The organism is Ruegeria sp. G7, assembly GCF_056535465.1.
Genome location: NZ_JBQFIL010000001.1, coordinates 866342 through 879267, shown reverse-complemented (window position 1 = coordinate 879267; position 12926 = coordinate 866342). Strand labels below are relative to the sequence as shown.

Here is a 12926-nt window from a genome sequence, read left to right as displayed (position 1 = left end):
GCTGTAGGAACAGAACCTGTCCATACTGCGTCAGAGTTCCGCCTGCGGCAACATTGTCAGAACGTTGCCGCCAGACGCGTCCCTTGATCGATCGCCCGTTTCGCATCCAGCTCGGCGGCCACATCAGCGCCGCCGATGACATGGCATGGAATGCCGCGCGCGCCCAACTGATCCGCCAGCGACCGGTCCGAGACCTGCCCCGCACACAGCACAATGGTCTCTGCCGGAATCACGGTCGGGTCATCGCGGGTTTCGCCAAAGCTGATATGCAGACCCTCTTCGTCGATGCGCTCGTAATTCACGCCGCCTACGAAATTGACATCCTTCATTTTCAGGGTAGCCCGATGAATCCAACCGGTGGTCTTGCCCAGCCCTTTGCCATGCCGTTGCGCTTTGCGCTGCAGCAGGGTGACCTGACGGGCGGGCGCGGCGGGCTGAGGCCCCTCAGGCGCCAGCCCTGAACGGTGCTCTGCGGGATCTGTCACGCCCCACTCTTTCATCCACGCGGGCAGGTCGGTGGTTATGCTGTGACCGTCCTCCAGCAGGAACTCGGACACGTCGAAACCGATGCCGCCTGCACCGATCACGGCCACGGATTTACCGACCTCGGCCTTGCCGCGCAGCACGTCGATATAGCTGAGCACATTGTCCCGATCCTGCCCGGGAATCTGCGGATCGCGCGGTGTGACGCCGGTGGCGATGACCACCTCGTCAAACCCGGTCAGGTCGTCGACGCTGACCTCGCGGTTCAGTTCCAGCTTGACGCCCAGATCGTCCATCATCGTGCGGTACCAGTCGACGAGGCCCCAGAATTCCTCTTTCCCCGGCACCTGCTTGGCCATGTTCAACTGGCCGCCAATTTCCGCCGCGCGGTCGAACAGAGTCACGTCGTGTCCGCGTTGGGCGGCGGTCATCGCAGTAGAAAGCCCCGCCGGTCCTGCGCCCACGATGGCAACCGTTTTGCGGGTCTCGGCCGTGCCAATGACCAGCTCGGTCTCATGGCAGGCGCGCGGGTTGACCAGACACGAGGTCAGCTTGCCGCTGAACGTGTGATCCAGACAGGCCTGATTGCAGGCGATACAGGGTGCGATCTGTGCTGCCTGCCCGGCAATGGCCTTGTTGACGAAATCCGCATCCGCCAGCATGGGGCGCGCCAGCGAGACCATATCGGCGCAGCCCGTCGACAGAACCTCTTCTGCGACCTCGGGCGTGTTGATCCGGTTCGAGGTGATCACCGGGATGCCAACCTTGCCCATCAGCTTCTTCGTCACCCAAGCGAAGGCTGCGCGCGGCACGGACGTGGCAATCGTCGGAATCCGCGCCTCGTGCCAGCCAATGCCTGTGTTGATGATCGTCGCCCCGGCCTGCTCGATCCGCTGCGCGAGTTCGACGACCTCTTCATGGGTCGAGCCATTGGGGACCAGATCGATCATCGACAGCCGGTAGATGATGATGAAATCCGTCCCGACCGCTTCGCGCGTGCGGCGCACGACTTCGATGGGCAGGCGCATCCGGTTCTCATACGATCCGCCCCAGCGGTCGGTACGCTTGTTGGTGTGGGTCACAAGGAACTGGTTCAGGAAATATCCCTCGGAGCCCATGATCTCGACCCCGTCATACCCGGCCTTCTGCGCCAGCACGGCGGCGTTTACGATGTCACCGATCTGCTTCTCGATCCCATCCTCATCCAGCTCATGCGGCGGGAATGGAGAGATCGGGGATTTCACCGGGCTGGGTGCCACGCATTTCGGCCCATAGGCATAACGCCCCGCGTGCAGAATCTGCATCGCGATCTTGCCGCCCGCCTCGTGCACTCGCTGCGTCACGATTGAGTGGTTCGCGACCTCTGTGTCATTCGTCATCATCGACGCACCAGGCAGAACCGAGCCCTCAAGGTTCGGGCCAATGCCGCCAGTCACCATCAGCGCCACACCGCCGCGCGCCCGGTCGGCATAGAACTCGGCCACGCGGTTCCAGTCGCCGGTTTCTTCCAATCCGGTATGCATGGACCCCATCAGCACCCGGTTCTTCAGCGTGGTAAAGCCCAGATCCAGCGGGGCCAGCATGTTTGGGTACGCGGTCATTACGAACTCTCCCTCCCGGTTTTGAGGTTAGATTGACCTTCGCGTCACCTTTGTCACGTGAAACCTAACGTCATTCCCTTTGCCTTTGCCGCACTGCTTGCTAGAGACGATGCAAAGCGAATTCACGAGGCCCCGCATGACCCCCGACCAGATTGCCAAACTGCCCTATCGCCCCTGCGTCGGGCTGATGCTGATGAATGCCGAGGGTCGGATATTTGTCGGCCAGCGTAACGATCGCCACAAGGACGCCTGGCAAATGCCTCAGGGCGGCGTGGACAAAGGTGAAGACCCACGCGACGCGGCCCTGCGTGAGCTGTGGGAGGAAACTGGCGTGACCCCCGATCTGGTCGACATCATCGCCGAGACAGATGGCTGGCTGCCTTATGATCTGCCACATGACATCGTGCCCAAAATCTGGAAAGGCCGCTATCGCGGGCAAGAGCAGAAATGGTATCTGATGCGCTTTACGGGCCGCGACGACCAGATCAACATCGCAACCGATCACCCGGAATTTACCCGATGGAAATGGCAGGAGCCTGCGCGCCTCGTCGCGGAAATCGTGCCTTTCAAGCGTGCGGTCTATGAACAGGTGGTAGCGGCCTTTGCCGCGCATCTGCGCTGATCACCTCGACCTCATGAACTGACAACTTGCCGTGAGCGGCATAGCGCCGGACCTCATGCCTCACTAGCCTTTGGGGCATGAAAGATACCGCAGATCACCAAATCTCAGACGTTGTCGGAACGGCGCCCGCAGGTCGCCAATTCCATGGGGCTGATCGCCGTACGCCGCTGCGTGATGGCCTGTGGTCCGCAGGCGAATACGGACCCGGCCAGACCGCCGGGCGGTTCTACCCCATCGCCTGCGTCGCGCTTGAGGTCACTCAGCGCTGCAATCTGGATTGCACGCTTTGTTACCTCTCGGACCGGGCCGAGATGACCTATGACCCCCCGCTCTCGGTCCTGTTTGCACGGCTGGCCACGATCCACAGCCATTATGGGCCTGGCGTTTCCGTCCAGTTGACCGGCGGCGACCCGACCCTGCGCAAGGTCGAGGATCTTGAGGCGTTGTGCCGCGAGATTCGCCGGCTGGGGATGCGATCCTGCCTGATGACCAACGGCATTCGTGCCAGCCGTGCGGCGCTGACCCGGCTGGCGGCGGCAGGGCTGGACGATGTGGCCTTTCACGTCGATCTGACGCAGGAACGAAAGGGTTTCGAGACCGAGGTCGAGCTGAACACGGTGCGGCGCGCATATATCCGTCGGGCCGAGGGGTTGGGCTTGCGTCTACTGTTTAACACCACCGTGTTCGAGGGTAATTTTGCGGAACTCCCTGCAATTTCGCGTTTTCTGCGCGATCAGCCCGATGTGGCATTCGTCTCGTTCCAGATGCAGGCCGACACAGGGCGCGGTGTTTTGCGCGAACGGCCTGACATCATCACGCAGGACAGCGTCATACGCGCGATCGAAGAGGGATACGAAACCCCGCTGCACTTCGATTCCGCTGCAGTGGGTCATTCCAAATGCAACCGCTATGCCAGCGTGTTCGCGGCCGGAGGCAAAGCGCGGTCAACCTTGTCCGACCGGCGCCTTGTTCATCGCGTGATCGAGGCGTTGGAACAGCAGGATTGCTCGGAGGATGGGCATCTGGACATCCATGACAGTGTGCGGCTTTTGGCGCTGCGGCGCCCAATGCTGGCACTGCGCGCCGCCGCTCACCTCGCGGGCTGTGCGCTGCGCCTTGGAGCAGGATTGCTGCGGGGGCCCCTGCGCCGGCAGTCGGTGTTCATTCACAACTTCATGGCGGCTGACGCGCTGGAAGAAGACCGCTGTGCCTCGTGCGTCTTTATGGTCGCAACTGCCAACGGCCCACTGTCGATGTGCGTTCACAATGCGCAACGCGATCTGCATCTTGCAGCGCCCGATCGCGTCGACAGCGACGATGGCCCGCGTTGGTGGAACGCTGCGGCGCGCGATTTGTCCACAAATCCGAACCTACCGGACCTGAACGACCCCGCGCTGGCTCCGCTGAAAAAGCTCAAAGGGCAGCTTCGGGCGAAACGCGCAAACCAGAAGGCCGCCTCATGAGAAATCTGCTGATCCTGCTGCTTCTTCCGCTGCTTGCCGCCTGTGCCAGTGTCGAACGTTTGGCGCTGCCAGCGCCCACACCGCTTGAGAACACCGCCCTGACCCGGACTGCGCCCCCACCCGGAGAGCGGGTCGACCACCGCGACTGGAGCACTTTTCTGAACCGCTATGTTGCGACCGATCCGCAGGGCGTCAACCGTGTGGCTTATGGGCAGGTGTCAAAGGCCGACCGCGCGCGACTGGATGGCTATCTGACAACTCTGCAAAGCGTCGATCCGGCAGAGCTGGGCCGGGATCAGCAACTTGCTTACTGGATCAACCTCTATAACGCGCTGACAGTTGACCTGATCCTTGAAAACTACCCTGTCGCTTCGATCCGCGATATCACGGATGGGGCGTTTTCCTTTGGACCATGGGATCGGCCCGTGGCGCGGGTCTCTGGGCAGAGCCTGACGCTGAACGAGATCGAACACCGCATCATCCGCCCGACATTCGACGAACCGCGTATCCATTACGCGCTGAATTGTGCGGCGGTTGGATGTCCCAATCTGATGAATCGCGCCTGGCAAGCACAGACGCTAGAGCGCGACTTTGCCGCTGCCGAACGCGCCTATGTCAATGATCCGCGCGGTGTGCGCTATGACGGGCGCGGGCGGCTCATCCTGTCGAAGATCTATATCTGGTTTCGCGAAGATTTCGGGGCGAATGAGAAGGCCGTGATTGCCTATCTGGAAACCGCAGCCGAGCCAGAATTGCGCGCACGGCTGCAAGGGGCGGCGCGCGTGAGTGCCTATGAGTATGATTGGGCCTTGAACGACGCGGCAGCGGGGTCTTAGCGGCGCGGCTCAGCGCTTTATAGCAACCCTTCGGCGCGCAGCAGATCCAGCATATTCGCTTCGGGGCGCGGTCCGATATGGCTGATCACCTCGCGGGCGCAGACATTGCCGATCTTCGCGCAGGTCTCGTAATCGCGCCCCGTGGCCATGCCGAACAGGAACCCGGCGGCAAACTGATCGCCCGCGCCGGTCGCGTCCACCGGCACCACCTTTTCGACGGGTACATCAATGCGTTGCCCGTCCGACAGCACGGTCACTCCATCCCCGGACCGCGTACACACAACCAGCGGACAGATCGCGGCGGTCTTTGCCAGCGCCTCTTCCAGATCGTCGGTCTCGAACAGCGATTTGATCTCGGCCTCGTTGCCGATCACGAAATCCAGCTCATTCTCGATCAGCAGCAGGAAATCGACCCGGTGACGTTCCACACAGAACGGATCGGAAATCGCGATCCCGGCTTTGCCGCCGCCTGCGTGACAGTTTCGCGCCGCCTCAAGAAATGCGGCCTTGCCCTTTTCCTTGTCGAACAAATAGCCCTCAAGGAACATGATCTGACTGTTGCCCGCCACCTCGCTGGAAACGTCCTGCGATGACAGTTCCGACGAAATCCCCAGATAGGTGTTCATCGACCGCTCGCCATCGGGCGAGACGAAGATCATCGACCGCGAGGTCGGCAGCTCGCCCCCCGGGACCGGGGGGTTCACGAAATCGACCCCGTCCTCGTTCATCGCATCCGCGTAAAACCGGCCCAACGCGTCGTCATGCACGCGCCCGATGAACGCGGCCTCAAGCCCCAGCGCACCCGCCCCGGCAATCGTATTCGCAACCGAGCCGCCGGGCGTCTGCACCCGACCTTCCATCGAGGCATACAGCACCTCGCCGCGCTCCTGCTCGATCAGCTGCATGATGCCCTTTTCGATGCCCATCAGTTCCAGAAAACTGTCATCGGCCTGCGAAATCACGTCCACAACGGCGTTTCCGATGCCGGTCAGTTGGTAGGTGTTCATTGGGTCTTATCCTCGAATTGACAGAGATCACGGATGATGCAGGTCGGGCATTGCGGCTTGCGCGCCTTGCAATGGTACCGCCCATGCAGGATCAGCCAGTGATGCGCATGGAGTTGAAAGTCGGTCGGGATGTTATCCTCGATGGCGCGTTCTACCGCGTCCACGTGTTTGCCGGGGCAGATGCCGGTGCGGTTGCCGACGCGAAAGATATGCGTGTCCACCGCCTGCGCCGGATAACGCCACCACATATTCAGCACCACATTGGCCGTCTTGCGCCCTACACCCGGCAACGATTGTAGTGCTGCGCGGGAATTGGGCACTTCGCCGCCATAGTCCTCGACCAGAATGCGGCTGAGTTTGATGACGTTCTTCGCCTTTTGGCGGAACAGGCCGATGGTCTTGATGTGCTCGGTCAGCCCCTCTTCGCCCAGATCCAGCATTTTTTGCGGGGTGTCGGCGATCTTGAACAGCTCACGCGTCGCCTTGTTGACCCCGGCATCTGTCGCCTGCGCCGAAAGCGCCACCGCGACGACCAGAGTATAGACGTTCACATGCTCCAGCTCGCCCTTGGGTTCGGGGTCGGCGTCGTGGAAACGCGTAAAGATCTCGCGGATCGTGTGGTAGTCGAGTTGCTTTGCCATCCGCGCCTTAATGCCGCCCGCCGGGCGATGACACAAGCCCAAAGCCAATGCGCAAGTTCCGGGTCGCGGGGGCGTGAGGGGGACGCTATGGTCCGGTCATCAGGAATGAGGTGAGTCCCATGAATGTCCAGACCCCCGAAAGCGGATACCATTATAATGTCATGCGCCGGGCAATTGACCTGATTGATCAGGGTGGCGAAACCCTGAGCCTTGAGGAACTGGCCAGCCAGATGGATATGAGCCCTGCCCATTTCCAGCGGCTGTTCTCACGGTGGACTGGTGTATCGCCGAAACGCTATCAGCAATATCTGACACTGGGTCATGCCAAGGCGCTGTTGCGCGAACGGTTCACAACGCTAGAGACCGCGCACAACGTGGGCCTGTCAGGGAGTGGCCGTCTGCACGATCTGTTCCTGAAATGGGAATCCATGAGCCCCGGCGAATACGCGCGCAAAGGCGCAGGGCTGACGATTTACTGGGGCTGGTTCGAAAGTCCCTTTGGCCCGGCATTGGTTATGGGTACGGACAAAGGCATCTGCGGTATGGCTTTCGGCGCAGAAACCGGCGAGGAAGCGGCAATGGAAGATATGCTTTCGCGCTGGCCGTTGGCCGAGTTTGTGGAAGATCCGATGCATCTGCGCCCTTGGGTGCTGAGCGCTTTTGGTGCCGCCAATGACCGGTTGGAGCCGACACCGTTGTACCTGATTGGCTCGCCCTTGCAGATCAAAGTGTGGGAGGCGCTGATGCATATTCCTTCAGGGCAGGTCACGACCTATTCCGAAATCGCGCAACGCGTGGGGTCCCCTCAGGCCGTGCGCGCTGTGGGAACGGCTGTGGGGCGCAACCCTGTCAGTTGGCTGATCCCGTGCCATCGCGCCTTGCGCAAGTCAGGCGGATTGGGGGGCTATCACTGGGGCCTGCCCGTCAAGCGCGCCATGCTGGCCTATGAGGCTGCTCAGGCGGATGCCTGAGAAATAAAGCGAGGCACCCTAGGGTGCCTCACAACTGGATCACGTTTGATCTGGGTTATTCGGCCGCCCAACCGCCAACGGCTTTGACTTCAAGAAAATCCTCAAGCCCAAATACCCCGCCTTCGCGCCCGTTGCCGGATTGCTTCATCCCTCCGAAAGGAGAGCCTGCGCTGCGTGATTGGCCGTTCATTTCAACCATGCCGGACCGCAAGGCGCGGGCCATGCGATTTGCCCGGGCACCGTCCTGCGTCTGGACATAATTGGTCAGCCCGTAAGGCGTGTCATTGGCGATCTCGATGGCCTCGTCCTCGGTGTCGAAGGGGATCATGGTCAGGACCGGACCAAAGATTTCCTCGCGCGCGATGGTCATCTGGTTGTTGGCGTCGGCAAAGACAGTAGGACGCACATAGTAACCCTTGTTCAAACCTTCGGGCCGCCCGGTGCCACCGGCGACAAGACGTGCGCCTTCGTCGATACCCTTCTGGATCAGGTCCTGAATCTTGGTCCACTGCACCTCGTTCACAACGGGGCCGATGTGACGACCTTCTTCCAGGGCGGGCCCGACCGAGACCTTGTTTGCCACCTCGGCCGCCGTTTCCACCGCCTGATCATAGATCGGCCGCTGCACCAGCATCCGGCTGGGCGCGTTACAGCTTTGACCGGTGTTGTTCATCATATGCAACACGCCGCGCTTGACCGCCTTTTCATCCGCATCGGCAAAAACCACATTCGCGCCCTTGCCACCCAGTTCCAGATGCACCTTCTTCAAGGTATCGGCGGCATTCTTGGAAATCGCGGTGCCCGCGCGGGTCGAGCCCGTAAAGCTGACCATATCCACATCCGGATGGCCCGACAGCTGAGACCCCACGCCCGCGCCATCCCCGTTCACAAGGTTGAACACACCCGCCGGGAAACCGGCCTCGTCCATCATCTCGGCAAAGATCATCGCGTTCAGCGGGCTTTGCTCGGACGGTTTCAGCACCATTGTGCAGCCCGCGATCGCCGCTGCGCCCACCTTGAGCGTGATCTGGTTCATCGGCCAGTTCCACGGGGTAATCAGGGCGGCTACGCCCACGGCCTCATAGATGATCCGGTCATTCGGGGCGTGATCACCCAGCGGGCGTTCGAAGGGGAACCCTTTGGCGGCACGGATGAAGTTTTTCAGGTGATAGATGCCTGCACCCGATTGCTGCGTGCGCGCCATGTCAATCGGCGCGCCCATTTCGAGTGACATCGCCTGCGCCAAATCTTCCGAGCGCGTCGCATAGATGTCGACCAGTTTTTCCACCAGCGCGATACGGTCCGCGACCGGGGTCTCCATCCAGCCGGGCAGGGCGGCTCTGGCGGCGGCGACGGCAGCGTCGGTATCCGCCGCACTGCCCAGTGAGATCACCGCGCAGGGCTCTTCTGTCGACGGGTCGATGACCTGAAAGTCGTTGGCCGCCGCCGGCGAGACCCATTGGCCGTTGATATAGAAATCACGTTTTTCGATCATGAGAGAGCCTCCGCAACACATTACATTCGACCGTACGGTCGGTTTTGTTGGCTACTCTGTCACTGCTGAAAGGGCGGGGCAAGGGAAAGCTGTGATCCGGGCATTGCGATATATGAATTTACCTGACGTCAAATCTGAGAGCTTTAACCTGCGGCCAAAGTGATTAAGTTTGCTGCGACCGACTCGGTTTACATACCAGCAGAGGAGATGCCCCATGGGTTTGCGCATCAATGATACAGTTCCGAATTTCACCGCAGAAACGGATCAGGGCACCATTCAGTTCCACGACTGGATCGGCGACAGCTGGGCAATCCTGTTCTCGCATCCCAAGGATTTCACCCCCGTCTGCACCACCGAGTTCTCGGCTGTGGCGCAGTTGAACGACGAATGGGCGGCGCGGGGGACCAAGGTGATTGGTGTGTCTGTTGACGGTGTTGAGGACCACAAGAAGTGGAAGAAAGATATCGAGGCTTACGGTAATGCCAATCCTGGCTTCCCGATCATTGCTGATGACGGTCTGGCCGTGTCCAAAGCCTTCGACATGCTGCCTGCCGAGGCCTACCTGCCTGACGGTCGCACTCCCGCTGACAGCGCCACCGTGCGCTCGGTCTTTATCATCGGGCCGGACAAGCAGCTGAAGCTGTCGATGACCTATCCGATGACCGTGGGCCGGAACTTTGCCGAGATCCTGCGCGCGCTGGACGGGTTGCAGATGTCGTCCAAGGGCGTTGCGACGCCCGCGAACTGGGTGCCAGGTGAGGATGTGATTATCCCGCCTGCTGTTTCGAACGAAGATGCCAAAGAGAAGTTCGGCGAGTTCGAGACGATCTTTCCCTATCTGCGCAAGACCAAAGCGCCGTCCTGAGCTGAGGCCAGGTAAAGGGGGCTGTCTGCCCCCCATCGCGCCAGAGGCGCGATTCCCCCCGAGGATATTTTTGGCCAGATGAAGCTGCGGATGCGCGCATGACCTTCGCTGTTTTGTCTACGGGGCGGATGCGGTCAAAGGTGATGTGAAACACATAGGTGTACACCGTGTAGGTCAGGGTCAGCCCGAGATTCAGCGCGTGTGCCGAGCCCAGAGAAGTTGTCCCTCGCAGCCATCGGCAGGGGACAGGTGATCATCACGGCAGGGAATTCGTGCAGGGATGCATAAATGACGCGCAGCGTATGAGGGTTTTTGCAGTCTAGTCGATCAGCTCGAAGCTGCTGGTCTGGATGATGCGTTCGCGGGGGCACTGAGTACCATATCCATGCTCATCAATCTGGGGTGGCCCGAAGAGCCGGTTTAGATGTTCTGAGCTATGCGCCTGAGTGGATGGCTACGGGTTCAACTTGGGTTGGAGAATCGCACGTCACGATTAGGGTGGCTGTGATATGGGACAATGTCTTAATAGAAAGTCGGAGAAGTGTCTGTTTATTCTAAAAGAAAAGACCCCGGCAATTGCCGGGGTCTTTCAGTTTTCGTGTATAGATAGGCGCTGATTACTCAGCGTCTTCCTTCTTTTCTTTCTTCTCGGGCACGATCTCTTCGCCGGTTTCCTGATCGACGACTTTCATCGACAGGCGGACCTTACCGCGGTCGTCAAAGCCCAGCAGCTTGACCTTTACTTCCTGACCTTCCTTCAGAACATCCGACGGATGGTTCAGGCGGCGGTTTTCGATCTGGGACACGTGCACCAGACCGTCGCGCTTGCCAAAGAAGTTCACGAAGGCACCGAAGTCGACGATCTTGACCACTTTACCGGTATAGATCTGACCCTCTTCCGGCTCAGCAACGATCGAGTGGATCATCTCATAGGCTTTCTTGATCGATTCACCGTCGGGCGAGGCGATCTTGATCACGCCGTCGTCGTTGATGTCGACCTTGGCACCCGAAACCTCGACGATTTCGCGGATGACCTTACCACCCGAACCGATCACTTCGCGGATCTTGTCGGTCGGAATGTTCATGGTCTCGATGCGCGGGGCGTGGACCGAGAATTCGTTGGTCTCGGACAGGGCTTTGCCCATCTCGCCCAGGATGTGCATCCGGCCGTCCTTGGCTTGCGCCAGGGCTTTCTCCATGATCTCGGGCGTGATGCCCGCGACCTTGATGTCCATCTGCAGCGAGGTGATGCCGTTTTCGGTACCCGCCACTTTGAAGTCCATGTCGCCCAGGTGGTCTTCGTCACCCAGAATGTCCGACAGGATGGCGTATTCGCCGTCATCTTCCAGGATCAGGCCCATGGCCACACCGGCAACCGGTGCTTTCAGCGGAACGCCCGCATCCATCATCGACAGCGAACCGCCGCAGACCGACGCCATCGAGCTGGAGCCGTTGGATTCGGTGATCTCGGACACGATGCGGATCGTGTAGGGGAAGTCGGTCGCCGCAGGCAGAACCGCCTGCAGGGCGCGCCATGCCAGCTTGCCGTGGCCGATCTCACGACGGCCGGGGCCACCCACACGGCCAACTTCACCAACCGAATACGGAGGGAAGTTGTAATGCAGCAGGAAGTTCGATTTGAAGTTGCCATGCAGCGCGTCGATGAACTGCTCATCGTCACCGGTGCCCAGCGTGGTCACGGCCAGCGCCTGCGTTTCACCACGGGTGAACAGGGCGGAACCGTGGGTCCGCGGCAGCATCGAGGTTTCCGCAACGATCGAACGGATGTCGGTGGTCGAACGACCGTCGATCCGCTTGCCGCCTTTGACGACGTCGCCGCGCAGAATGCCGGCTTCCAGCTTTTTGATGCAAGAACTCAGTGCAGCCGTATCCGGTTCTTCATCAGCCAGTTTTGCTTTGACTTCAATTTGGTCGATAATAGATGCACGAGCAGCAGCAACAGCGGCGGTGCGCTCTTGCTTGTCGGCGATGGAGTATGCCGCGCGCATCTGCTCTTCGCCAACACCTTTAACATCTGCATACAGGTCCGAGTAATCCGGTGCCTGGAAGTCAAACGGCTCTTTCGCAGCTTCTTCGGCCAGCGAAATGATCAGGTCGATCACCGGCTGAATCTGCGCGTGCGCGAAGTTCACCGCGCCCAGCATTTCGGCCTCGGACAGCTCGTAGGCTTCGGATTCCACCATCATCACGGCGTCTTTGGTGCCGGCAACAACCAGATCCAGACGCTGTTCGGGGTTCAGGCGCAGGTCCTGCATGTCGTCCACGGTCGGGTTCAGGACGTATTCGCCATCCACGAAACCAACGCGGGCACCGGCGATCGGGCCCATGAACGGCGCGCCGGAAATGGTCAGAGCAGCGGACGCCGCGATCATCGCAACGATGTCGGGATCGTTGACCAGATCGTGGCTCAGTACGGTGCACATCACCAGAACTTCGTTTTTGAAGCCGTCAACGAACAGCGGGCGGATCGGACGGTCGATCAGACGCGCGGTCAGCGTCTCTTTCTCGGTCGGGCGCGCCTCGCGCTTGAAAAAGCCACCCGGAACCTTACCGGCGGCATAGTATTTTTCCTGATAGTGGACGGTCAGCGGGAAAAAGTCCTGACCGGGTTTTTGCGCCCGTGCAAAGGTCACGTTTGCCATGACGCTGGTTTCACCCAGCGTGGCAATCACGCTGCCGTCAGCCTGACGGGCAACCTTGCCGGTTTCCAGTGTCAGCGTCTCTTCGCCCCACTGCATAGATTTCTTTGTTACATCAAACATATGCGTATCCTAGAACGGAGCACTCCCGCCCCTGCGGGTCTCCGGTTTGCATGGCGGCCCCATTGCCGCCGACCCCACTTTATCTTCCATTCGAGTGCCGGGGTCAGGGCACAACGTCTCAGATACCCGCGCGCATACATGAGAATGTGTTGAAAGGAA

At 60.3% G+C, this 12926-nt stretch carries 11 protein-coding genes; 5 read left to right on the top strand and 6 right to left on the bottom strand.

What is annotated here, in order from left to right; genetic code table 11:
* Positions 1–56: 56 nt before the first annotated feature.
* A complete protein-coding gene (locus ACR3EN_RS04430) occupies positions 57–2084 on the bottom strand; it encodes a 2,4-dienoyl-CoA reductase FMN-binding domain-containing protein (protein WP_480824278.1) in 2028 nt (675 codons plus the stop codon).
* 136 nt (positions 2085–2220) lie between these two features.
* Here ACR3EN_RS04430 and ACR3EN_RS04425 point away from each other — a divergent pair, with 136 nt between their 5' ends.
* The 3 genes from ACR3EN_RS04425 to ACR3EN_RS04415 all read left to right on the top strand — a co-directional run bounded on the left by ACR3EN_RS04425 (position 2221) and on the right by ACR3EN_RS04415 (position 5005).
* Entirely contained in the window at positions 2221–2706 is a 486-nt protein-coding gene (locus tag ACR3EN_RS04425; RefSeq protein WP_480824280.1) for an RNA pyrophosphohydrolase, read from the top strand.
* A 77-nt stretch (positions 2707–2783) separates the two neighbouring features.
* Positions 2784–4169 (top strand): radical SAM protein, encoded by a 1386-nt coding sequence (locus ACR3EN_RS04420; RefSeq protein WP_480824282.1) that lies wholly within the window; start codon positions 2784–2786, stop codon positions 4167–4169.
* Positions 4166–5005 (top strand): DUF547 domain-containing protein, encoded by an 840-nt coding sequence (locus ACR3EN_RS04415; RefSeq protein WP_480824284.1) that lies wholly within the window; start codon positions 4166–4168, stop codon positions 5003–5005. The genes ACR3EN_RS04420 and ACR3EN_RS04415 overlap by 4 nt, the downstream gene beginning before the upstream one ends.
* Positions 5006–5022: 17 nt before the next feature.
* Here ACR3EN_RS04415 and ACR3EN_RS04410 read toward each other — a convergent pair whose 3' ends face one another.
* Positions 5023–6012 carry an adenosine kinase gene (locus ACR3EN_RS04410; protein ID WP_480824286.1) on the bottom strand — a complete coding sequence of 330 codons (990 nt, stop codon included), beginning with the start codon at positions 6010–6012 and terminating at the stop codon, positions 5023–5025.
* The gene (nth, locus tag ACR3EN_RS04405) at positions 6009–6653 is read right to left on the bottom strand and encodes an endonuclease III (protein WP_480824288.1); all 645 of its coding nucleotides are present in this window, start codon (positions 6651–6653) and stop codon (positions 6009–6011) included. The genes ACR3EN_RS04410 and nth overlap by 4 nt, the downstream gene beginning before the upstream one ends.
* A 119-nt stretch (positions 6654–6772) precedes the next feature.
* Here nth and ACR3EN_RS04400 point away from each other — a divergent pair, with 119 nt between their 5' ends.
* Positions 6773–7624 carry a methylated-DNA--[protein]-cysteine S-methyltransferase gene (locus ACR3EN_RS04400; RefSeq protein WP_480824290.1) on the top strand — a complete coding sequence of 284 codons (852 nt, stop codon included), beginning with the start codon at positions 6773–6775 and terminating at the stop codon, positions 7622–7624.
* A 55-nt stretch (positions 7625–7679) separates the two neighbouring features.
* Here ACR3EN_RS04400 and ACR3EN_RS04395 read toward each other — a convergent pair whose 3' ends face one another.
* A complete protein-coding gene (locus ACR3EN_RS04395) occupies positions 7680–9119 on the bottom strand; it encodes an aldehyde dehydrogenase family protein (protein WP_480870643.1) in 1440 nt (479 codons plus the stop codon).
* 214 nt (positions 9120–9333) lie between these two features.
* On the opposite strand from ACR3EN_RS04395, the gene ACR3EN_RS04390 reads away from it, so the two are divergent.
* A complete protein-coding gene (locus ACR3EN_RS04390; RefSeq protein ID WP_480695596.1) occupies positions 9334–9984 on the top strand; it encodes a peroxiredoxin in 651 nt (216 codons plus the stop codon).
* Here the strand turns inward: ACR3EN_RS04390 and ACR3EN_RS04385 are convergent.
* Both ACR3EN_RS04385 and pnp read right to left on the bottom strand, forming a co-directional pair.
* Complete coding sequence (locus ACR3EN_RS04385) at positions 9887–10198, bottom strand: hypothetical protein (RefSeq protein WP_480918450.1); 312 nt, start codon at positions 10196–10198, stop codon at positions 9887–9889. The two genes, ACR3EN_RS04390 and ACR3EN_RS04385, sit on opposite strands and share 98 nt — an antisense overlap.
* Before the next feature lie 403 nt (positions 10199–10601).
* Positions 10602–12767: a polyribonucleotide nucleotidyltransferase gene (gene pnp / locus ACR3EN_RS04380; RefSeq protein WP_480824294.1), complete on the bottom strand. Its 2166-nt coding sequence runs from the start codon at positions 12765–12767 to the stop codon at positions 10602–10604.
* Positions 12768–12926: the final 159 nt, after the last annotated feature.